The sequence below is a fragment of the Streptomyces sp. NPDC008313 genome, from assembly GCF_042956125.1.
In the GTDB taxonomy this organism is placed as follows: domain Bacteria; phylum Actinomycetota; class Actinomycetes; order Streptomycetales; family Streptomycetaceae; genus Streptomyces.
Map to the genome: position 1 here is coordinate 126,800 of NZ_JBIBFR010000013.1, position 20,650 is coordinate 147,449.

20 protein-coding genes are annotated in these 20,650 nt (G+C 74.5%); 1 reads left to right on the plus strand and 19 read right to left on the minus strand.

Annotated features, from left to right (window positions below; translation table 11 throughout):
• Positions 1-27 precede the first annotated feature (27 nt).
• Positions 28-1,515 (minus strand): anthranilate synthase component I, encoded by a 1,488-nt coding sequence (locus ACFY93_RS19190; protein WP_391360208.1) that lies wholly within the window; start codon positions 1,513-1,515, stop codon positions 28-30.
• 11 nt (positions 1,516-1,526) lie between these two features.
• The gene (gene hisI / locus ACFY93_RS19195; RefSeq protein WP_391360211.1) at positions 1,527-1,970 is read right to left on the minus strand and encodes a phosphoribosyl-AMP cyclohydrolase; all 444 of its coding nucleotides are present in this window, start codon (positions 1,968-1,970) and stop codon (positions 1,527-1,529) included.
• 131 nt (positions 1,971-2,101) lie between these two features.
• Here hisI and ACFY93_RS19200 point away from each other — a divergent pair, with 131 nt between their 5' ends.
• Positions 2,102-2,737, plus strand: coding sequence for a TIGR03085 family metal-binding protein (locus tag ACFY93_RS19200; protein WP_391360214.1), 636 nt, complete (start codon positions 2,102-2,104; stop codon positions 2,735-2,737).
• A 48-nt stretch (positions 2,738-2,785) separates the two neighbouring features.
• Here the strand turns inward: ACFY93_RS19200 and ACFY93_RS19205 are convergent, their stop codons facing one another.
• The 17 genes from ACFY93_RS19205 to hisD all read right to left on the minus strand — a co-directional run bounded on the left by ACFY93_RS19205 (position 2,786) and on the right by hisD (position 20,428).
• Positions 2,786-4,048: an ABC transporter substrate-binding protein gene (locus tag ACFY93_RS19205; protein ID WP_391360216.1), complete on the minus strand. Its 1,263-nt coding sequence runs from the start codon at positions 4,046-4,048 to the stop codon at positions 2,786-2,788.
• Positions 4,045-5,208, minus strand: a complete 1,164-nt coding sequence (locus tag ACFY93_RS19210; RefSeq protein WP_391360219.1) for a branched-chain amino acid ABC transporter permease — start codon at positions 5,206-5,208, stop codon at positions 4,045-4,047. Before ACFY93_RS19210 ends, ACFY93_RS19205 begins: the two co-directional genes overlap by 4 nt.
• Entirely contained in the window at positions 5,201-6,091 is an 891-nt protein-coding gene (locus ACFY93_RS19215) for a branched-chain amino acid ABC transporter permease (RefSeq protein WP_391360222.1), read from the minus strand. The genes ACFY93_RS19210 and ACFY93_RS19215 overlap by 8 nt, the downstream gene beginning before the upstream one ends.
• A complete protein-coding gene (locus tag ACFY93_RS19220) occupies positions 6,088-6,903 on the minus strand; it encodes an ATP-binding cassette domain-containing protein (protein ID WP_391360224.1) in 816 nt (271 codons plus the stop codon). The genes ACFY93_RS19215 and ACFY93_RS19220 overlap by 4 nt, the downstream gene beginning before the upstream one ends.
• Positions 6,900-7,841: an ATP-binding cassette domain-containing protein gene (locus ACFY93_RS19225; protein ID WP_391360227.1), complete on the minus strand. Its 942-nt coding sequence runs from the start codon at positions 7,839-7,841 to the stop codon at positions 6,900-6,902. Before ACFY93_RS19225 ends, ACFY93_RS19220 begins: the two co-directional genes overlap by 4 nt.
• A 266-nt stretch (positions 7,842-8,107) precedes the next feature.
• The gene (locus tag ACFY93_RS19230) at positions 8,108-9,370 is read right to left on the minus strand and encodes a helix-turn-helix domain-containing protein (RefSeq protein ID WP_391360229.1); all 1,263 of its coding nucleotides are present in this window, start codon (positions 9,368-9,370) and stop codon (positions 8,108-8,110) included.
• 167 nt (positions 9,371-9,537) lie between these two features.
• Positions 9,538-12,405 (minus strand): AAA family ATPase, encoded by a 2,868-nt coding sequence (locus ACFY93_RS19235; RefSeq protein WP_391360232.1) that lies wholly within the window; start codon positions 12,403-12,405, stop codon positions 9,538-9,540.
• 271 nt (positions 12,406-12,676) lie between these two features.
• Positions 12,677-13,951 carry an MFS transporter gene (locus ACFY93_RS19240; protein WP_391360234.1) on the minus strand — a complete coding sequence of 425 codons (1,275 nt, stop codon included), beginning with the start codon at positions 13,949-13,951 and terminating at the stop codon, positions 12,677-12,679.
• Positions 13,952-13,964: 13 nt separating this feature from the next.
• Positions 13,965-14,552, minus strand: coding sequence for a helix-turn-helix domain-containing protein (locus ACFY93_RS19245; RefSeq protein ID WP_391360237.1), 588 nt, complete (start codon positions 14,550-14,552; stop codon positions 13,965-13,967).
• A gap of 127 nt (positions 14,553-14,679) precedes the next feature.
• Positions 14,680-15,435: an imidazole glycerol phosphate synthase subunit HisF gene (hisF, locus tag ACFY93_RS19250; protein WP_391360240.1), complete on the minus strand. Its 756-nt coding sequence runs from the start codon at positions 15,433-15,435 to the stop codon at positions 14,680-14,682.
• The gene (locus tag ACFY93_RS19255; RefSeq protein WP_391360242.1) at positions 15,432-15,830 is read right to left on the minus strand and encodes a Rid family hydrolase; all 399 of its coding nucleotides are present in this window, start codon (positions 15,828-15,830) and stop codon (positions 15,432-15,434) included. The genes hisF and ACFY93_RS19255 overlap by 4 nt, the downstream gene beginning before the upstream one ends.
• Entirely contained in the window at positions 15,827-16,552 is a 726-nt protein-coding gene (gene priA, locus ACFY93_RS19260; RefSeq protein ID WP_391360245.1) for a bifunctional 1-(5-phosphoribosyl)-5-((5-phosphoribosylamino)methylideneamino)imidazole-4-carboxamide isomerase/phosphoribosylanthranilate isomerase PriA, read from the minus strand. Before priA ends, ACFY93_RS19255 begins: the two co-directional genes overlap by 4 nt.
• Positions 16,549-17,199 carry an imidazole glycerol phosphate synthase subunit HisH gene (gene hisH / locus ACFY93_RS19265; RefSeq protein ID WP_391360247.1) on the minus strand — a complete coding sequence of 217 codons (651 nt, stop codon included), beginning with the start codon at positions 17,197-17,199 and terminating at the stop codon, positions 16,549-16,551. The genes priA and hisH overlap by 4 nt, the downstream gene beginning before the upstream one ends.
• A complete protein-coding gene (locus tag ACFY93_RS19270) occupies positions 17,190-17,354 on the minus strand; it encodes a hypothetical protein (protein ID WP_391360249.1) in 165 nt (54 codons plus the stop codon). Before ACFY93_RS19270 ends, hisH begins: the two co-directional genes overlap by 10 nt.
• A 4-nt stretch (positions 17,355-17,358) precedes the next feature.
• Complete coding sequence (gene hisB, locus ACFY93_RS19275; RefSeq protein WP_391360252.1) at positions 17,359-17,952, minus strand: imidazoleglycerol-phosphate dehydratase HisB; 594 nt, start codon at positions 17,950-17,952, stop codon at positions 17,359-17,361.
• The gene (locus ACFY93_RS19280; protein WP_391360254.1) at positions 17,949-19,106 is read right to left on the minus strand and encodes a histidinol-phosphate transaminase; all 1,158 of its coding nucleotides are present in this window, start codon (positions 19,104-19,106) and stop codon (positions 17,949-17,951) included. The genes hisB and ACFY93_RS19280 overlap by 4 nt, the downstream gene beginning before the upstream one ends.
• A complete protein-coding gene (gene hisD, locus ACFY93_RS19285; RefSeq protein ID WP_391360257.1) occupies positions 19,103-20,428 on the minus strand; it encodes a histidinol dehydrogenase in 1,326 nt (441 codons plus the stop codon). The genes ACFY93_RS19280 and hisD overlap by 4 nt, the downstream gene beginning before the upstream one ends.
• Between the last annotated feature and the right edge of the window lie 222 nt (positions 20,429-20,650).

Genomic DNA, 20,650 nt, shown 5'->3' on the forward strand with positions numbered 1-20,650 from the left:
GGCACCCGGGGCGGAGTGAGACGCGTCCTAGTTCCCGAGATCTCCGAGCCGGTTGGCGGTGTGGACGGCGCGCAGGACCGCGGCGGCCTTGTTGCGGCACTCGGTGTCCTCGGCGACGGGGTCCGAGTCGGCGACGACGCCGGCACCGGCCTGGACGTAGGCCGTGCCGTCCCGCAGCAGGGCGGTGCGGATGGCGATGGCCGTGTCGGAGTCGCCCGCGAAGTCGAGGTAGCCGACACAGCCGCCGTACAGTCCGCGCCGCGAGGGCTCCAGCTCGTCGATGATCTGCATGGCGCGCGGCTTGGGCGCCCCGGAGAGGGTGCCGGCGGGGAAGCAGGCGGTCAGCACGTCGAAGGCGGTGCGTCCGCCGGTGACCCGGCCGGTCACCGTGGACACGATGTGCATGACGTGCGAGTACCGCTCGACGGACATGAAGTCGACGACCTCGACGGAGCCGGGTTCGCAGACCCGGCCCAGGTCGTTGCGGCCGAGGTCGACGAGCATCAGGTGCTCGGCGCGTTCCTTGGGGTCGGCGAGGAGTTCCTCGGCGAGGGCCTGGTCGTCCTGGGGGGTGGCGCCGCGCGGCCGGGTGCCCGCGATCGGGTGCAGCATGGCCTGCCCGTCCTCGACCCTGACCAGGGCCTCGGGGGACGAGCCGACGACGTCGAAGCCGTCGAACCGGAAGAGGTACATGTACGGGGACGGGTTGGTGGCCCGCAGCACCCGGTAGACGTCCAGGGCGCTCGCCGTGCACGGCGTCTCGAACCGCTGGGACGGGACGACCTGGAAGGCTTCGCCGGCCCGGATGCGCTCCTTGATGTCCTCGACGGCGTCCTGGTAGTCGGGGCCGCCCCACAGCGCGGTGTACTCGGGCAGTTCCGAGGGCGGCAGGGCCGCCGGGGGCTGGGAGACGGGGCGGGAGAGGTCGGCCTCCATGGCGTCGAGGCGGGCGACGGCTTCGGCGTACGCCTCGTCGACGCCCGTGTCGAGGTCGTTGTGGTTGATGGCGTTGGCGATCAGCTGGACGGAGCCGTCCCGGTGGTCCATGACGGCGAGGTCGCTGGTGAGCAGCATGGTCAGCTCGGGCAGCCGCAGGTCGTCGCGGTCGCCGGGGCCGATCCTCTCCAGGCGGCGCACGATGTCGTAGCCGAGGTAGCCGACCATGCCGCCGGTGAAGGGGGGCAGGTCCTCGCCGTGGGGGGTGTGCAGGGCCTCGATGGTGGCGCGCAGGGCGGCCAGCGGGTCGCCGCTCGTGGGGACGCCGACCGGCGGGGTGCCGAGCCAGTGGGCCTGGCCGTCGCGTTCGGTGAGGGTGGCCCGGCTGCGGACGCCGACGAAGGAGTAACGGGACCAGGTGCGGCCGTTCTCGGCGGATTCCAGGAGGAAGGTGCCGGGGCGTTCGGCGGCGAGCTTGCGGTAGAGCGCGACCGGCGTGTCGCCGTCCGCGAGGAGTTTGCGGCCGACCGGGACGACCCTGCGGTCGGCGGCCAGCTTGCGGAACGTCTCGAGGTCCATGGCGGCCGACCCTACTGACCGGAGCGGGGTGCGTCGGCGTCGGAGCCCTGGAACAGGACGTCCGCGTCGAAGCAGGTGCGGTCGCCTGTGTGGCAGGCGGCGCCCACCTGGTCCACCCGTACGAGGACGGTGTCGGCGTCGCAGTCGAGGGCCACCGACTTGACGAGCTGGACGTGGCCGGAGGTGTCGCCCTTGACCCAGTACTCCTGGCGGCTGCGCGACCAGTAGGTGCAGCGGCCGGTGGTCAGCGTGCGGTGCAGCGCCTCGTCGTCCATCCAGCCCAGCATCAGCACCTCACCGGTGTCGTACTGCTGGGCGACGGCGGGGACGAGTCCGTCGGCGCCGCGCCTGAGGCGCGCCGCGATCGCGGGGTCGAGGCTGCTGGGCGGGGAGCCGTGGCGCGTGGCGTCCGCGTGCGGGGCGGTGGCCGGGCGACGGGCGGGCGTGCTGGTCATGGCCACCATTGTGCCGCGCGGGCGGGTGCGGTCCGGGCGGCGTCCACGGGCTGAGAGGGGCGGGCGGGGCGGGACCACGGGTGCGGCGGCCGGGTGGGCGTGGTGGCGGGGACGGTCGTAGGCTGGCCCGCATGTCGACCCATGCCAAGCGTGAACGACTTCTCCTCGCCGATCTGTTGGAGGCCGAGGGACCGGACGCACCCACCCTGTGCGACGGCTGGAGCACCCGCGATCTCGCCGCGCACGTGGTGGTGCGCGAGCGCCGCGCGGACGCCGCCGGCGGGATACTGGTCAAGCAGCTCGCGTCCCGTCTGGAGCGGGTGATGACGGAGTTCGCCGCGAAGCCGTACGAGGAGCTGATCCAGCTCATCCGTACGGGTCCGCCGCGTTTCTCGCCGTTCTCGCTGAAGCAGATCGACGAGGCCGCGAACACGGTGGAGTTCTACATCCACACGGAGGACGTGCGGCGTGCCCGGCCCGGCTGGACGCCGCGGGTGCTCGATCCGGTGTTCCAGGACGCCCTGTGGTCCCGGCTGGAGCGCACGGCGCGGCTCGCCGGGCGCAGCGCCCCCACCGGTCTCGTGCTGCGGCGGCCGGACGGCAGGACGGTGGTCGCCCGCAAGGGCACGCCGGTCGTGACGGTGACCGGCGAGCCCTCGGAGCTGCTGCTGTTCGTGTACGGGCGGCAGGACGTGGCCGATGTCGCGCTGGACGGCGACAAGGACGCGATCGCACGGCTGCACGAGACGAAGCAGCTGGGGATCTGAGGCTTCCGGGCCCGCGGGACCGGGAGGCGGTCCCGCGGTGGCCCGTGCCTACTTCTCGCGGGCGGCCAGGTACTCCTTCACGGCGGGCAGGACGCGGGCGTCCTCGACGAGGACGGAGCCGCCGGTCGCCTTCTTGTCCGGCTTGGTGACGTAGACGGCGAGGCCCGCGGGGCGTGCGGCGTCGGAGAAGTCCTCCGGGGTGCCGAGGCCGTTGTCCACCTGCTTCTGTGAGCGGTGCGCCTTGACGAGCCCCTCGCGGGTGAGGTCCTTGGCCGCGCAGGCCGCCTTGAGGTCACGGCCCATCAGCTCGGCCGCGTTGTAGCCCGAGAGGGTGCCCGCGTCGACGAGCTCGCCGGGGTACTTCTTCTGGTACGAGGCGACCATCTTCCGTACGGCGGGCAGGTCGGAGCTGACGGGCGGGGCGGCGCTGACGATGTGCAGCATCCCGGTGAGCGCGGGCGCCGCCGGGGTCTTGAGGAGCTGCGGGGCGTAGCCGGGGGCGCTGGTGACGATGGGGACCTTCAGGCCGCGGGAGGCGGCGACTCCGGCCAGGGAGGCGGTCTGGCTGGGTCCCGCGCTGATCAGGACGGCCTTGACGCCGGCCTTGCGCAGTGCGGTGACCTGGGCGGACAGGTCGGTGTCGGTGGCCTTGATCTTCTGGCCGACGACGGTCAGGCCCGCCTTCTTCGCGGCCCAGGTGGACCCTTCGAGGGCGTTGGCCCCGTAGTCGCCCTCGAAGTACACGTGGCCGATCCGGTCGCCCTTCCTGATGCCCTGGGCGCGGGTGAGGAAGTCGACGGCGCGGACCATGTCGAGGTCGTAGGTGGTGCCGAGGACCTGGACGGAGTCCTGGCCGAGCAGGTCGGCGGCCCAGGCCTGCGGGAAGGTCAGCATGTGGTCGCGGTCCACGTCGTCGAGCAGGGCGGAGACCACGGGCGAGCCGATGACCTGGGGCAGTGCGAGGACGTCCGGGGAGATCTCGGTGTAGGAGGCGACGGCCTTCTGGACGTCGTAGCCGTGGTCCTTGACGACGATCTCGACCTTGCGTCCGCAGATCCCGCCCTTCTTGTTGGTCTCGTCGGCCCACATCTGCTGGGCCTGCACGATGCTCTTGCCCAGGGTGGCGTAGGGGCCGGTCAGGTCGGTGAGCGCGCCCAGCCGGATCTTCCCGGCGGTGACTCCGGGTCCGGTCCTGACGCCGTCCGAGCCGGTGTCCTTGCCGGAGTCGTCGGCCTTGGTGCTGCATCCGGCCGCGGCCAGCAGCAGGGCGGCGAGCGTGGCGGCGAGTGCTGTGCGTCCCGTGCTGTTCACGAGGTGCGCTCCTTGTGTCGTGGATCTGTCGCGGGCGCGGCCGGGGTGGAGGCGGCCGGATCGTCGGTGGGAGGGTCGGTGGGCGGGGGGCCGGACGCGGCGGTGGCGGCCGGCGGGGCGGCGCGTGCGCGGCGGAGCCGGGCGGCGGCGCGCCGGGTGAGGCCGCTCAGTCCGTCGGGGGCGAACAGGAGGACGAGGACGATGGCGGCGCCGTACAGGTAGCGGGACGCCTCGGTGGGGCCGACTCCGTGGCCGGGGGCGCCGGGCGCGGCGACCAGCGGGAGCTGTTCGGCGTAGCGGGCCATGAGAAGGGGCAGCGCGGTGACGAACACGGCGCCCGCGGCGGCGCCCGCCACCGAGCCGAGGCCGCCGATGACGATCATGGCGAGGTAGTCGATGGACAGGGCGAGGCCGAAGTAGTCGGGCACGATCCTGCGGAAGACGAGTGCGAGCAGGACTCCGGCGAGGCCCGCGTACATGGAGGAGACCACGAAGGCCGCCGAGCGCTGCCGGGCCACCGGGACGCCCATCACGCAGGCGGCGGTCTCGCTGTCGCGCAGCGCGGTCAGGGCGAGGCCGGGGCGGCCGGTGAGCAGGTTGCGGGCGGCGAACCAGCCGGCGCCGAGCAGGGCGAGGGCCAGGTACCAGAGGCGTTCCTCGGCGCCGAACGGCACGCCCAGCACGGTGAGGTGGGGTTCGGTGGCGGTGAAGGTGAAGCCGCCCAGGGACATCGGGGGTACGGACCGGCCGTTGAAGCCGCCGGTGACGGAGTCGGCGTTGAGCATCACGTGATGGCCGAGGAAGACCAGGGCGAGCGTGGCGACGCCGAGGTAGACGCCGCGCACCCGCCCGGCGACGGGGCTGAAGAGTCCGCCCACGGCGCCGCTGAGGCAGACCGCGAGGACCAGGGCGAGGGCGGGCGGCAGGCCGGGTCCCGGTTCCCCGGCGAGCCATACGTATCCGTAGGCGCCGACGGCGAGGAAGAAGGCGTGGCCGAGGGAGAGCTGGCCCGCGGTGCCGGTGAGGAGGCCGAGGCCGATGGCGCCGAGGGCGGCGGCCATCGAGAACAGTCCGACCTGGAGCCAGAACGCCCCCAGGTAGAACGGCAGGGCGCACAGGACGAGTACGGCGCAGGCGCCGGCCGTGGCGCGTCTAGACACGGGCCGCCTCCTTCGTTCCGAAGAGACCGGCCGGCCGGACGAGGAGCACCAGCACCATGACCGCGTACGGCACGACGTCACCGAACCCGTCGCCGAGCGCGGAGAGTTCGGACTGGTAGCCGGCGGCGAGCGCCTCGGTGACGCCGATGAGCAGGCTTCCGGCGAGCGCGCCGGGCGGTGAGGCCATGCCGCCGAGGATCGCGGCGGGGAAGGCCTTCAGGGCGATCTGTCCGGTCGTACGCTCCAGGCCGGGCGCGGGGAACGCGGCGAGGAAGACGGCCGCGAGCGCGGCGAGGGCACCGGCCAGGCACCAGGCGAGGGTGCGGATCCGGGCGAGCCTGATGCCCATCAGCGCGGCGGCCTCCTGGTCCTCGGCGGCGGCGCGCAGGGACAGGCCCCACGGGGTGAACCGGAAGGCGGCGAAGACGGCGCCGATGACGGCCAGGGACACCAGGATCGAGGCGATCCGGCTGTCGGCGACGGTGACCGGGCCGAGCTTCGTGACGCCGGAGCCCCAGGGGTCGCCCAGGGTCAGCAGGTCACCGCCGATGCGGCGGGTGAGGTCCGTCGTCAGCAGGATGTCGACGCCGATGGTGACGATGGTCAGGACGTGCGCGGCGTTCGGGTCGAGGCGGCGCAGCAGCAGCCGGTCGATGAGGCCGGCCGCCGCGGCGGTGGCGAGGACGGCCAGGGCGAGGGCCCCGGCGAAGCCGAGCGTGTCGTGCCAGACGGCGGTCAGGTAGCCACCGAGCAGCAGCAGGGAGCCGTGCGCGAAGTTCATCACGGCACTGGCCTTGAAGATGATGACGAAGCCGAGGGCGACCAGGGCGTAGACCGAGCCGAGGGCGAGCCCGTTCAGGACGGTGTCCAGGGCGGTGCTCATGCGATGTGCTCCTGGTGTGCCGGGGAAGGGGTGTCGGAGGTGGCCGGGGTGCCGAGGTAGGCGCGGCGGACCTCGGGGTCCCGGCGGACCTCGTCCGGGGTGCCCGCGGCGATGCGGCGTCCGAAGTCGAGGACGGTGACCTCGTCGGCGAGGCGCATGACGAGGCCCATGTCGTGCTCCACGAGGACGACGGACAGGCCGAGTTCCTCGCGGACCGTGCGGACGACCTCGACGGTGCGGGCGCGTTCGCCGGAGTTCATGCCGGCGACCGGCTCGTCGAGGAGCAGGACGCGGGGTTCGAGGCAGAGGGCGCGGGCGAGCTCGACGCGTTTGCGGTCGCCGTAGGAGAGCAGGGCCACGGGGGTGTCGAACAGCGCGCCGAGGCCGGTGAGTTCGGCGATCTCCCGGGCGCGGGCGCGGTGGCCGCGCTGTTCGCGCACCGCGCCCGGCAGGCGCAGCGCGGTCGCGGTGTACCCGGCGCGGGACAGGGCGTGCCGCCCGAGCATCAGGTTGTCGCCGACGGTGCCGGCGGTGGTGACGATGTTCTGGAAGGTGCGGGCGACACCGAGCAGCGCGATCCGGTGCGGGGGCATCCGGGTGAGGTCCCGGTCGCCGAGGAGCACCCGGCCGTTCGCGGGCCGGCACAGTCCGGACAGGACGTTGAAGCAGGTCGACTTGCCGGCGCCGTTCGGTCCGATCAGCGCGTGCACGCTGCCGGGTGTCACGGTGAAGCCGACGGAGTCGAGCGCGGTGAGCCCGGCGAACCGGACGGTCACGTCGTCGACGCGCAGCGGCGGGGGCGGCTGGCTCATGCGTCACCCCGCGCGGAGGTGTCGCGGGCCGGTGCGCCCGCCTCGGGGGTGTCGCGGGCCGGTGCGCCCGCCCCGGGGGTGTCGCGGGCCGGTGCGCCCGCCCCGGGGCCGGGCTCGGTGTCCTCGCCCAGGTAGAGGCGGCGGACGGCGTCGGTGCGGCGGAGTTCGGCGGCCGGTCCGGCGAGGCGGACCTCGCCGACGTCGAGGACGTACGCGTGGCCGGCCAGCGCCAGCGCCATCGCCGCGTTCTGCTCCACCAGCAGGATCGAGGTGCCCTGCGCGTTGATCTCCCGGATCACCTCGGCGATCCGCTCGACCATCAGTGGGGCGAGGCCGAGGGACGGTTCGTCGAGGAGCAGCAGCCGGGGCTCGGCCATCAGGGCGCGCCCGATGGCGAGCATCTGCTGTTCGCCTCCCGACAGCAGTCCGGCGCGCTGGGTGCGGCGTTCCGCGAGCCGGGGGAACAGGCCGAAGACGCGTTCGCGGGCGGAGCGGACGACGGCCGGTGCGCGGCGGCCGAGGCCCAGGCCGCCGGCCCGCAGGTTCTCGTCGACGGTGAGTCCGGCGAACACCCGGCGGCCTTCGGGCACCTGGACCACGCCGGCGCGTACGGCGGCCACCGGGTCCTGTCCGTTCAGGCGCAGCGGGCCGTAGTGGACGCTGCCCGCGGTGATCGCGCCGCGGTGCAGCCGCAGGGTGCCGGAGACGGAGCGCAGCAGGGTGCTCTTGCCCGCGCCGTTGGCGCCGAGCAGGGCGACGGCGCCGCCCGCCGGCACGTCGAGGCGGACACCCCGCAGCGCCGTCAGGGCGCGGCCGTAGGCCACGTCGAGGTCGCGCACGCGCAGGTGGGGCGGCCCGTCCGGGGGCGGGCCGGCCGGGGGCGGCGGGTCCGGCAGGGGCAGGTCCTGCCGGGTGCCGTCCGATGACAGTGAGGGCATCACGACTCCTCGGTTCCGCGGAGGCGGACGAACGGGGGAAGTGGCCCTACGAGAGCACGGGTGCCGGGCCGGGTACAGCGCCGTGCCGCGCCTCGGGACGGGCTCCCAGCGTCGGCGGCCCGGGGTTGTGCCCCTGCCCAGTGGGCGGCGTCCCGTCCGCCCGAGTGCCGGCCCTCGCGGCCGGGTCCGTCCCGTCCGTGGGGCCGCCCGTGCCGCCGTGCCCGCCCGCCGTCCGGCCGTACCCGTTCACACCGGCGGCCGGCCGCTCAGCTTCCCAGCAGGCGCCGGGCGGTCAGCGCGAGGGAGGTGTCGACGACGTCGGCGGGTCGGGTGAGGCTGCGGCCGGTGAGCTGTTCGAAGCGGCGCAGGCGGTTGAGGACGGTGTTGCGGTGGCAGTACAGCCGGGTCGCGGCGCGCTGGGCGGAGCCGTCGCTGTCGAGCCAGACGCTGACGGTGTCGAGCAGCAGGTCGCGGTCGGCCGGGTCGAGGCTGAGCAGCCGGCCGAGGACGCGGTCGACGAGGGCCGTGCCCAGGGCGGGCGCGGACACCAGCAGGGCCGCCGGCAGGTGCTCGTCGAGCAGGACGGTGCCGCCGGTCTCGGGGCAGGCGCGCAGCGCGGTCTCGGAGAGGCGGCGGGCGTCGCCGACGGCGGCGAGGCCGTCGACCGCGCGGCTGATGCCCACGCGGGCCCCGGCCGGGACGGTCACGCACGCGACGAGGTCGGCGGGCTCGGCGTCGGCGAGGTGGACGATGCCGTGTTCGGCGTCCGCTCCGGTCTGCCAGAGCACGCGCATCCCGGGCGGCAGGGACAGCAGCCGGGTCCCGACGTGGGCGGCCGGGTGGGCGGCGGCGACGCTCACGACGGCGTACCTGCCGTGCTCGGGCAGTTCCAGGGCGGCGGCCACGTCCGGCAGGTCGGCGATGCGGGCGGTGCCGTCGAGGAGGGCGGTGGTCATCAGCCGCAGCCGGTTCTCGCGCCGCCAGGCGAGCTGCCGCTCCACCTGCCGGTAGGCGTCGGCGACGAGGGTGCAGTGCTCGTCGACGAAGTTCCACACGTCGGCCGCCACGTGCACGAGCAGGCGTACGTCGTCGGGGTCGCGGCGTGCCGTCTCGTCGACGAGTCCGCGCCACACCAGGGCGCCCCCGAGCCGGAAGGCGTGCAGCAGCGCGTCGAGCGGCAGTCCGGCCTCCGCGCGTTCGGCGCCGATCCGCCAGGAGCAGCGCCGGGCCGCGTCCCGGGACTCCCTGGGGTGCAGGAAGGAGCCGACGTTGTGGCGCAGGGAGCGGTGCGCCTCCTGCCACAGCCCGGAGGCGTCCGCCTCGATCGCCGCCCGGTAGGCCGGTTCCCGCTCCTGGAGGACGGCGAGCAGCCGGTCGGTGAGTTCGGGGAGGTCGTCCATGAGGACGGCGGCGGCACGGCGCAGCACGGCGACGGCCTCGGCGTCGAGGAGGGAAGGGGAGCGGACGGGCGGCGAGGCGGGCGGGAGTCCGGGCACCGCCCGGACACGGGCTCGTACGGCGTTCGACATCGCGGTCCTCCACCGGGTCGGTTCGCGCCGGGCGCGCGGCGTTCGTCCCCCCGCCGCGGCTCCGGAGCAGTCCTTGGCTCCGAAGGATGACATACCGTCCGGTCGGTCCCTAGGGTCTGTCGTCAAATTCCGGACGAGCGGAACGCGATTCGTCCCCGGCGCGGGGGTCAGCGCTCCGGGGCGGGCCCGTCGTCGCGGTCGACGATCCGGGCCAGTTCCACGCGGGAGCGGACCCCCAGGAGCGCGAAGGCGTTGCGCAGATGGTGGTCGACCGTGCGCGGGCTCACCGACAGCCGCATGGCGACCTCGCGGTTGGTGGCGCCCTCCGCGACGAACCGGGCGATCCGCAGTTGCTGCGGCGTCAGCCGTGTCAGCGCCCCGGGCGGCGGGTGCGCGGGCGCGTCCCCGGTGGCCCGCAGCTCGGCCCGGGTGTGCTGGGCCCACGCGCGGGCGCCGCAGCGCTCGAACGCGACCAGCGCGTCCCGCAGCCGTCCCCGCGCCTCGCCGGGGCGCCTTCTGCGCCGCAGCCACTGCCCGAACAGCAGTTGCGTACGGGCCCGTTCGAAGTCCCCGCCCGCGAGGTCGTGCCGTGCCAGGGCCTCCGCGTAGCGGGCCTCGGCCGGATGGACGCCGGTACGGGTGCCGTCGGCGCCGGGATCGTTCCCGCTCTCGACGGTTTCGAGCAGGGCCCGGCAGCGGGCGAGCAGGGCCGGGGCGCCCGGGTCGACGCCCATCCCCGTCCAGACGGCGAACTCGTCTACGGCCGCCGGGGCGCCGTCCGGTTCGCCCGCCAGGACCGCCGCCTCGACGTAGCAGGGGACGGCGAGCATCCGCACCGCGAAGTGGCCGCCGCGCGGGCCGGGCCGCACGAGGGGGCCGAGCCGGGCGGCGGCCTCGGGGGCGCGGCCCCGGCTCAGGTCGGTACGGGCCAGCGCCCACTGGGCGAGCGTGGCGGCCTGGACGAGCCCGTGCGGCTCCGCGACGGCGCAGCAGGCCGCGGCGTGCTCGCCGACGGCCCGTGCGTCGCCCTCGACGGAGGCGACGAGCGCGAGGACGGCGTGCTGGTGGGCCGCGAGGTTGCGCTGCCCGGTGCGCAGGGCCGCACGCAGTCCCTCCTCGGCGTGCACCCGGGCCCTGAGGTGCCGCCCGGCCCGCAGTTCGGCGTAGGCCAGCCGCTCCAGGGTCAGTGGTACGAGGGTGGCGAGGCCCCGGGACCGGGCGACGGCGAGGGCGCGCGCGTGCACCCGGCAGGCGGCGGCGAGGTCCCCGACCAGCAGTGCGGCGGCGCCCGCGCACACCAGCCGCCGGGGGTCACCGGCGTGCTCGCCCCGGGCGACCAGCCCGCGCAGCACCGTCCGGCCCCGTTCCGTACGCCCGCTCAGCAGGTCGGCCGTCCCCTCGCGGTACTCGTCGGCGAACGCCCGCTCCGGCTCCGTGCGCGACCGTCCGGGGGCCTGCCCCGGTCTCGCCGGGGACGCCGGGGCGGTGGTGGCGTGCAGGCAGGCCAGGGCGTCGCCCGCCTGCCAGGCCGCCTCCATCGCGGCGAGGCGGGCCGTGCCGGTGCGCCGCGGGTCGTAGGGGCCCATCAGCTCCGCCGCCAGCCGCAGCACCTCGTAGGCGTCGGCGACCGGGCCGTCCTGGAGGCCGAGCAGGCCGCGGACCAGTTCGGCGCGGCCGCGCACCGCGTCGTGGGCGGGCAGCGGCCGGGCCTCGGCGAGCAGTGCGCGCGCCCGCTCGGGCCGCCCCGCCAGCCGCGCGTGCTCGGCGGCGGCGGCCAGCCGCGCGACCCGGGCCCCGTCGTGCTCGGTGAGCCCGGCTGCCCGCTCCAGGGCCACGGACCGTTCGGCGTGCGTCCAGCGCGGGTCGTCCTCCGCGGTGGAGACGAGGTCGGCGGCGAGGCGCGGGTCCGGTCCCGTCACGGCCAGCGCGCGGTGCAGCAGCCGGGGCAGCCGCTGCCGTTCACCGGCGTGCGCGAGCGCCAGCAGGGCGTGCGCGCGGCGCCTTCGTGCCTGCGGCGCCCCGGCGTAGAGCGCCCGGCGCAGAGGCTCGTCGTCGAAGACGAGGCGCTCCCCCGCGACGCGCAGCAGCCCCGCGTCCTCGGCCTCGGACAGTTCGGCCCGGCCCGCCCCGGCGGTGCCGGCGGCGCGGAGCACGAGGGTGAGGTCGGCGCCGTGCCCCTCCGGGTCCTGCTCGTGCGCCGCCGCGGCCAGCAGCAGGATCAGCCGGGCTCCGGACGGCAGGTCGCCGGGGCCCGCTCCGCGCACCCGCAGCAGCGCGTCGGGGCCGACCAGCGGTCGCGGCAGCGGGGCCTCGCCCTGGAGCTGACGCGGGCTCAGCGCGGCCAGCAGGTCGCTCAGCAGCCGCGGATTGCCGGCCGTCTCCCGGACCAGTTCCGCCCGTACCGCCGGGTCGAGGGGGCAGGGCGCCCGGTCGTCGAGGAGGGCGCCGGCCGCCGCGCGGTCGAGGGGGCCGAGCCGCACGAGGGGGAGTCCGGCGAGGTCCCCGTCCGCACGGCCGCGGCCCGCCGCGGACAGCAGCAGGCCGACCGGACGCGGGGTGTCGAGCCTGCGGGCGACGAAGCCGAGCGCCGCGCGGGACGGCCCGTCCCACAGGTGGACGTCGTCCACGCAGACCAGCAGGGGCTCCGCCGCGACCCGCTCGCCCAGCAGTTCCAGCAGCGCCGCGGGTTCGAGCCGGGCCCGCAGGATGCCGAGCGGCCTCGGCGCCCGGCCCGGCCGCGCCCGTTCCGCCTCGGGGACGCCGCCCGCGCTGAGCAGGGCGTGCAGCCCTCCGTACGGGATACGGCTCTCGGCCCTGGTCGCCCGGGTGTGCCAGACGGCGCCCTGGTCGTAGGCGTGGCGGACCTCGGTGAGCAGCGCGGTGCGGCCGAGGCCGGGGGCGCCGGTGAGGAGGAGGGCGCCGCCGCGGCCGGAGCGCAGCCGGGCGAGCAGCGTATCGACGGTCTCGAGTTCCACGCTCCGGCCGTGGAGCCTGGGCGGTCGGAGCGGACGTGGGGGGATCTTCTGTCCGGTCACGGCGGCAGGCTACGACCGCGCGACCGACGGGGGAACCGGGTGCCGGACGGCCTCGCACACCCCTTCGCCGGGCCGCTGACCAGCGCGAACGCCCCGCCGCGACGGCACCCCGCGCTGGGCGCGCTCCTACCGCGCGAGCCTCAACCTTGTGCGCGGGCACAGCGCGGGCACAGCACGGGACAGCCCGGGCAGGGCACGTCCGCGACGCCCGGCCGCACGGGCGCGGGACCGATGGGCGACGCCGGACGCGGGCTCCGCTCGGCGCGGCGGCTCAGCGCGGCAGCTCGGCGCGGCGCAGGGCGCGGGAGCAGAGGGCGAAGACCCCGCCGAACCCGCACAGCGCGGCGCTGGCGACGAAGACCGGGCCGGTCCCCCACGCGCCGATGGCGGCGGCGGAGACCGGCATGCTGAGCGGCGCGATGCCCAGGCTGACGATGCCCGCGACGGAACTGACCCGGCCGAGGTAGGCGGGCTCGGCCTGGGTCTGCAGCAGCGCGCCGCACAGGGCGCCGCTGAGCCCGGCGAGCAGGCCGACGAGTACGGCCACGCCGACCGCGACGGCGACGTGGGGGACGTACGCCAGCGCGCCGATCGCGGCCGAGCCCGCGATGATCGCCACCGACAGGAGCCACCCGGCGTGCGGCAGCCTGCCGCGCACCGTCAGCAGCAGGGCGGCGGCCCCGGCGCCGGTGCCGAACCCGGCGAGCACCCAGCCCATGCCGGAGGCCCCCCAGCCGCGCTGGTCGGCGAGGAGGGTCAGGCCCACGTTGAGCGGGCCGACGAAGCCGAGGTCGCCGAGGGCGATGGCCACCATGAGCGGGGCCAGGACGCGGTGGCGGCGGATGTACCGCAGCCCGTCGCCGAGGTCCCGCCAGGCGGTGCGCGGCGCGGGCGGCTCGCCCGGCCCCTCCCCGTCCCGCGCGTCCGACGCCGGGAGAGCGCGCATCCGTACGGAGACGAGCAGCGGCACCGACACCGCGATCAGCAGTCCCGCGAGTCCGAAGGCCGCCGCCGAGCCGCCCAGGGCGACGCCGAGCCCGCCGAGCGGGGCGCCCACGACATTGGCGAAGCGGATCGCGAGCCCGCGCATGCCCTGGACGCGGGCGAGCTGGCCGTGGCCGGTGATCCGCGGGGGCAGGGCGCCCACCGCGGGCATGAAGACGGCGTCGACGGTGCCGAAGACGAGGGCGAGCAGGGCGAGCGGCCACAGGCCCGGGCCCGCCGTGAAGAGCAGCGCGGCGACGGCGAGGACGGCCGCGCAGCGCACGGCGTCGCTGCCGATGACGACCCTGCGGGGCCCGAAGCGGTCGGCGACCACTCCTCCGCCGAGCATCAGCAGGGCACGCGGGACGGCGCTCACGGCCATCACGAGCCCGGCCTGCGAGGGCGTCCCGGCGCGGACCGCGGCCCAGGACAGGGCGATGTAGTAGACGTTGTCGCCGAGAATCGAGGCGGTGTAGGCGGCGAGCCAGCGCAGCACGTTGCCGTCGCGGTGGGCGGGCCGGGCCTCGGTGAGGGGTGCGGCAGGTGTCAGAGTGTCGCTCACGGCCGGGGTCCTCTCAGACACGGAAGGGGAAGCCGTACATGTAGAGGGCAACGTGCTCGCGCCCCTCGGTATCACCCGCGGCCTCGGCGGCGCGGCCCCGCTCGTCGTACCGGCGCAGCAACTCCTCCAGCTCCCGCCGGAGTTCCGTCAGTTCCGCCGAGGTCAGCCGCATCCAGGACTCGTTGTCCACGGACGCGGCGTTCCACTCCGTACTCCAGGTAGGCCGTTCGTCCAGGTAGCGGCGGTAGTGGTCGGATCGCTGGTCGTGGAAAAGGCGGGCGGCCGCGAGGTGGGCGGCGGTCTTCTCCGGCGCGTCACGGAAGTCCTCGTCCCGGATGCTCACCCCGTTCGACGCGGGCTGCCACCAGCGCTCACGCGCGTCGGCGCTCTGCGCCTCGGCCTCCTCGATGAGCCCGTGCTCGGCGAGCTTGCGCAGGTGATAGCTGACCAGCGAGACGGCCTCGTCCACGTGCTCGGCGAGCTGTGACGCCGTCGCGGTCCGGTCGACGCACAGCAGCCGGTACAGATTGGCCCGCAGCGGGTGGGCGAGCGCCTTCAGCGTCCCGAGGTCGGTGATCCGGCGGTTCTCCTTGCCATCCATGCCCGCCAGAATAGATAGGAAAGGAATGTTGCGCAACACATTTTGCGCAACATTCCTTTCCTATCCGTCCGAAAAGCGGCCCCGGCCGCCCCTCCAGGGCGACCGGGGCTCGAAGCTCAGCGCAGCGTCACCGCACCGGGTGTCCCGCTGCCCGGAGGGTCTCCTTGACCTCGCCGATCCGCAGATCGCCGAAGTGGAAGACGGACGCGGCGAGCACGGCGTCCGCGCCCGCGGCGACGGCGGGCGGGAAGTGGGCGAGGCGCCCCGCTCCCCCGCTGGCGATGAGCGGCACGGTCACGTGCTTCCGTACGGCCTCGATCATCTCGATGTCGTAGCCGTCCTTGGTGCCGTCGGCGTCCATCGAGTTGAGCAGGATCTCGCCCGCACCCAGCTCGGCGGCCTCGTGCGCCCACTCGACCGCGTCGATGCCGGTGCCCTCGCGGCCGCCGTGGGTGGTGACCTCGAAGGACCCGGACGCGGTCCGCCGCGCGTCCACCGACAGGACCAGGACCTGCCGGCCGAACCGCTCGGCGATCTCGCGGATCAGCTCGGGCCGGGCGATGGCGGCCGTGTTGACGCCCACCTTGTCCGCGCCCGCGCGCAGCAGCCTGTCGACGTCCTCGGCGGTGCGCACGCCGCCGCCCACGGTGAGCGGGATGAAGACCTGCTCGGCGGTGCGGCGCACCACGTCGTAGGTGGTCTCGCGGTTCCCGGAGGACGCCGTGATGTCGAGGAAGGTCAGCTCGTCGGCGCCCTCGGCGTCGTAGACCTTGGCCATCTCGACGGGGTCGCCCGCGTCGCGCAGGTTCTGGAAGTTGACCCCCTTGACGACCCGGCCGTTGTCGACGTCCAGGCAGGGGATGACGCGTACGGCGAGGCTCATGTGCCCGCTCCCCCTCGGTATGCCTCCACCTCGACCTCGACGACCAGACTCGGGTCCACGAAGCCGGAGACAATGATCATGGAAGCGGCGGGGCGCACCGCCTCGAACAGTTCCTTGTGGGCGCGTCCGACGTCGTCCACGTCGCGGGCGTGCGTGAGGTACATGCGGGTGCGGACCACGTCCTCGCGGCCGAGACCGAGCTGCCCGAGCGCGTCGAACGCGACGTTGAAGGAGTTGACCGCCTGCTCGTAGGGGCCTCCGCCGGCGACCTGGCCGTCGACCACGGAGGTGCAGCCGGAGACGAGGACCAGTCCGTTCGGCAGCTCCACCGCGCGGGAGTAGCCGAAGGTGTCCTCCCAGGGGGCCCCGGTGGCGACGCGTCGCAGCTCGCTCACCGGGACACCGCCGCCAGGGCCTCTTCCAGGGTGAACGCCTTCGCGTACAGGGCCTTGCCGACGATGGAGCCCTCGACGCCCAGCGGGACCAGGCCGGCGATGGCGCGCAGGTCGTCCAGGGAGGAGACGCCGCCGGACGCGACGACCGGGCGGTCGGTCGCGGCGCAGACGTTCTCGAGGAGCTCCAGGTTGGGGCCCTGGAGGGTGCCGTCCTTGGCGATGTCGGTGACGACGTAGCGCGCGCAGCCCTCGGCGTTCAGGCGCTCCAGCGTCTCGTAGAGGTCGCCGCCGTCCCGGGTCCAGCCCCGGCCGCGCAGCGTGGTGCCGCGTACGTCGAGACCCACCGCGATCTTGTCGCCGTGCTCGGCGATGACCTTGGCGACCCACTCCGGGGTCTCCAGGGCGGCGGTGCCGAGGTTGACGCGGGTGCAGCCGGTGGCGAGCGCGGCGGCGAGGGTGTCGTCGTCGCGGATGCCGCCGGACAGCTCGACCTTGATGTCCATCGCCCCGGCGACCTCGGCGATCAGGGCCCGGTTGTCGCCGGTGCCGAACGCGGCGTCCAGGTCCACCAGGTGCAGCCACTCGGCGCCCGACCGCTGCCAGGCGAGGGCGGCCTCCAGGGGGGAGCCGTACGAGGTCTCCGTGCCGGACTCGCCGTGGACGAGGCGGACGGCCTGGCCGTCGCGGACGTCGACGGCGGGGAGGAGTTCGAGCTTGCTCACAGTGTTCCGATCCAGTTGGTGAGGAGCTGGGCTCCGGCGTCGCCGGACTTCTCGGGGTGGAACTGCGTGGCCCACAGGGCGCCGTTCTCGACGGCGGCCACGAAGGGCTTGCCGTGGGTGGACCAGGCCACCAGGGGCGCCCGCAATGTGGGGTTGGCCGTCTCCAGGGACCAGTCGTGGACCGCGTAGGAGTGCACGAAGTAATAGCGCGCGTCGGCGTCGAGGCCGGCGAAGAGCGCCGATCCCTCCGGGGCCTCGACGGTGTTCCAGCCCATGTGGGGGACGACGTCGGCCTGCAGGGGCGCGACCGTGCCGGGCCACTCGTCGAGGCCCTCGGTCTCCTGGCCGTGCTCGATGCCGCGCGCGAAGAGGATCTGCATGCCGACGCAGATGCCCATGACCGGGCGCCCGCCGGCGAGGCGGCGGCCGACGATCCAGTCGCCGCGCGCCTCCTTGAGACCGCGCATGCAGGCCGCGAAGGCGCCGACGCCGGGCACCAGCAGCCCGTCGGCGTTCATGGCCCGGTCGAAGTCACGGGTGATCTCGACGTCGGCTCCCGCCCGGGCGAGGGCACGCTCGGCGGACCGGACGTTGCCGAAGCCGTAGTCGAAGACGACGACTCGCTTCGCGGGGCCGCTCAATTCCACACCTCCAGCCTGAGGACACCCGAGACGAGGCACATCGCGGCGCCGATGGAGAGCAGCACGATCAGGCTCCTGGGCATCTGCTGCTTGACGAAGGAGTAGACGCCGCCGAGCAGGAAGAGCCCGACGACGATCAGGACGGTGGACAGACCGCTCATGGGATTACAGCGCGCCCTTCGTGGAGGGGAGGATGCCGGCGGCCCGCGGGTCGCGCTCGGAGGCGTACCTGAGGGCGCGGGCGAGGGCCTTGAACTGGCACTCCACGATGTGGTGCGCGTTGCGCCCGTAGGGCACGTGCACGTGCAGCGCGATCTGCGCCTGGGCGACGAACGACTCCAGGATGTGCCGGGTCATGGTCGTGTCGTACTCGCCGATCATCGGCGCCATCTTCTCGGGCTCGGTGTGCACGAGGTAGGGGCGGCCGGACAGGTCGACCGTCACCTGGGCGAGCGACTCGTCCAGCGGGACCGTGCAGTTGCCGAAGCGGTAGATGCCGACCTTGTCGCCGAGCGCCTGCCTGAAGGCGGCGCCGAGGGCGAGGGCGGTGTCCTCGATGGTGTGGTGCGAGTCGATGTGCAGATCGCCCTCGGTCTTCACCGTGAGGTCGAACAAGCCGTGCCGGCCGAGCTGGTCGAGCATGTGGTCGTAGAAACCGACCCCGGTCGACACATCGACCTTTCCGGACCCGTCGAGGTCGATCTCGACGAGGACGGAGGTCTCCTTGGTGGTGCGCTCCACGCGCCCGACGCGGCTCATCCGCTCTGCTCCTGTTCCTGGTTCTTCGTGCGTTCGCGTGCGGCTTGCGCCATGACGTCCCTGGCCGCGTCGAGGAACGCGTCGTTCTCGGCCGGGGTTCCCGCGGACACCCGCAGCCACCCCGGTACGCCGTTGTCCCGGACCAGGACGCCCCGGTCGAGGATCTTGCGCCAGGCCTCGTGCGAGCCGTTCTCGCCGTCGAAGCGCCCGAACTGCACGAAGTTGGCGTCGGACTCCGTCACCTCGAAGCCGATCGCACGCAGTCCGGAGACCAGCCGGTCCCGCTCGGCCTTCAGCTGCTCGACGTAGCCCAGCAGGGTGCCGGTGAACTCCAGGGCGGCCAGCGCGGTCGCCTGGGTGACGGCCGAGAGGTGGTACGGCAGCCGGACGAGCTGGACGGCGTCCACGACCGCCGGGTGGGCTGCCAGGTAGCCGAGGCGCAGGCCGGCCGCGCCGAACGCCTTGGACATGGTCCGCGAGACGACGAGGTGCGGCCTGCCCTCCAGCAGGGGCAGCAGCGAGTCGCCGTGGCTGAACTCGATGTACGCCTCGTCGACGACCACCATCGACGGCCCGGCGGCCTGGGCGGCCTCGTACAGCGCGAGGACCGTCTCGGCCGGGACGGCGTTGCCGGTGGGGTTGTTGGGGGTGGTGACGAAGACGACGTCGGGACGGTGCTCGGCGATCGCCTTCTCGGCGGCGGCCGGGTCGATGGCGAAGTCCTCGCCGCGCGGCCCGGAGATCCAGCCGGTGCCCGTGCCGCGCGCGATGAGCGCGTGCATCGAGTACGACGGCTCGAAGCCGAGGGCGGTGCGGCCCGGTCCGCCGAAGGTCTGCAGCAGCTGCTGGATGACCTCGTTGGACCCGTTGGCCGCCCAGACGTTCTCGACGCCGACGCGGTGTCCGCCGGTGTCCGTCAGGTATGCGGCGAGCCGCGTGCGCAGCTCCACCGCGTCCCGGTCCGGGTAGCGGTTGAGGTTCCGCGCCGCCTCACGGACCCGCTCGGCGATCCGCTCGACGAGCGGTTCGGGCAGCGGGTAGGGGTTCTCGTTGGTGTTCAGCCGTACGGGGACGTCGAGCTGGGGCGCGCCGTACGGGGACTTGCCCCGCAGCTCGTCCCGTACGGGGAGGTCGTCGATGCCGAACGTGCTCACTTGCTCTCGGGTACCTTCCATCCGAACCTCGCCTTGACCGCCGCCCCGTGGGCCGGCAGGTCCTCCGCCTCCGCCAGCGTCACCACGTGGTGCGCGACCTCGGCCAGCGCGTCCCGCGTGTAGTCGACGACGTGGACCCCGCGCAGGAAGGACTGGACGGACAGGCCCGAGGAGTGGCAGGCGCAGCCGCCGGTGGGCAGGACGTGGTTGGAGCCCGCGGCGTAGTCGCCGAGCGAGACGGGGGCCCAGGGGCCGACGAAGACCGCGCCGGCGTTCCTGACCCGGTCGGCGACGGCGGCCGCGTCGGCGGTCTGGATCTCCAGGTGTTCGGCGCCGTAGGCGTCGACCACCCTGAGTCCCTCCTCGACGCCGTCGACGAGCACGATCGCGGACTGCCGGCCGGACAGGGCCGGGACGATCCGGTCGTCGATGTGCTTGGTGGCGGCGACCTGCGGCTCCAGCTCCTTCTCCACCGCGTCGGCGAGCGCCGGCGAGTCGGTGACGAGGACGGCGGCCGCGAGCGGGTCGTGCTCGGCCTGGCTGATCAGGTCGGCGGCGACGTGCGCCGGGTCGGCGCTGTCGTCGGCGAGGATCGCGATCTCGGTGGGACCGGCCTCGGCGTCGATGCCGATGCGGCCGGCGTAGTAGCGCTTGGCGGCGGCGACCCAGATGTTGCCGGGGCCGGTGACCATGGGGGCCGGCGGACAGGACTCGGTGCCGTGCGCGAACATCGCGACGGCGGTGGCGCCGCCGGCCGCGTACACCTCGTCGACGCCGAGCAGGGCGCAGGCGGCGAGGATGGTCGGGTGCGGCAGCCCGCCGAACTCGGCCTGGGCCGGGGAGGCCAGCGCGAGGGACGGGACGCCGGCCTCCTGGGCGGGCACCACGTTCATGATCACGGAGGACGGGTAGACGGCCCGGCCGCCCGGTGCGTACAGGCCGACGCGGTCGACCGGGATCCACTTCTCGGTGACCGTGCCGCCGGGCACGACCTGGGTGGTGTGGGTGGTGCGGCGCTGGGCGCGGTGGACGGCCCTGGCGCGGCGGATGGACTCCTCCAGCGCGGCGCGCACGGCCGGGTCGAGCTCCCGGAGGGCCTTGTCGAGCGCCTCGGCGGGCACCCGCACGCTCTCGAGGCGCACGCCGTCGAACTTCTCCGCGAAGTCGATCAGCGCCGCGTCCCCGCGATGATGCACGGCCTCGCAGATCGGCCGCACCTTCTCCAGGGCGGCGGACACGTCGAAGTCGGCTCGGGGCAGCAGGTCGCGCAGGGCGGAACCCTCGGGGAGGGCGTCGCCGCGCAGATCGATTCGGGAGATCACGCGGTCAATTCTCTCAGACCCGCCCAGGCCGCCGGTCGCCCGTATCAATGACTGATACGACATCCCGGAGTTCCTCCTCACCATCAGTGTTCAGGCGGTCACTCAGCGGGCATGAACAGCTGTACGAACCCGCTGGTAGATGGGGAAGGGGGAATGAGCCGTGACGCAGGGGACCCGCACCGGCGCGGGAGAGCTGCCGGAGGACCTGACCGCCGCCGAGGC

Coding starts and splice junctions, on each gene's coding strand:
- ACFY93_RS19190 (WP_391360208.1), bottom strand. CDS start 1,515: ATGGACCTCGAGACGTTCCGCAAGCTGGCCGCCGACCGCAGGGTCGTC.
- hisI (WP_391360211.1), bottom strand. CDS start 1,970: ATGACCAGCACGCCCGCCCGTCGCCCGGCCACCGCCCCGCACGCGGAC.
- ACFY93_RS19200 (WP_391360214.1), top strand. CDS start 2,102: ATGTCGACCCATGCCAAGCGTGAACGACTTCTCCTCGCCGATCTGTTG.
- ACFY93_RS19215 (WP_391360222.1), bottom strand. CDS start 6,091: ATGAGCACCGCCCTGGACACCGTCCTGAACGGGCTCGCCCTCGGCTCG.
- ACFY93_RS19220 (WP_391360224.1), bottom strand. CDS start 6,903: ATGAGCCAGCCGCCCCCGCCGCTGCGCGTCGACGACGTGACCGTCCGG.
- ACFY93_RS19225 (WP_391360227.1), bottom strand. CDS start 7,841: ATGCCCTCACTGTCATCGGACGGCACCCGGCAGGACCTGCCCCTGCCG.
- ACFY93_RS19230 (WP_391360229.1), bottom strand. CDS start 9,370: ATGTCGAACGCCGTACGAGCCCGTGTCCGGGCGGTGCCCGGACTCCCG.
- ACFY93_RS19245 (WP_391360237.1), bottom strand. CDS start 14,552: ATGGATGGCAAGGAGAACCGCCGGATCACCGACCTCGGGACGCTGAAG.
- hisF (WP_391360240.1), bottom strand. CDS start 15,435: ATGAGCCTCGCCGTACGCGTCATCCCCTGCCTGGACGTCGACAACGGC.
- ACFY93_RS19270 (WP_391360249.1), bottom strand. CDS start 17,354: ATGAGCGGTCTGTCCACCGTCCTGATCGTCGTCGGGCTCTTCCTGCTC.
- hisB (WP_391360252.1), bottom strand. CDS start 17,952: ATGAGCCGCGTCGGGCGCGTGGAGCGCACCACCAAGGAGACCTCCGTC.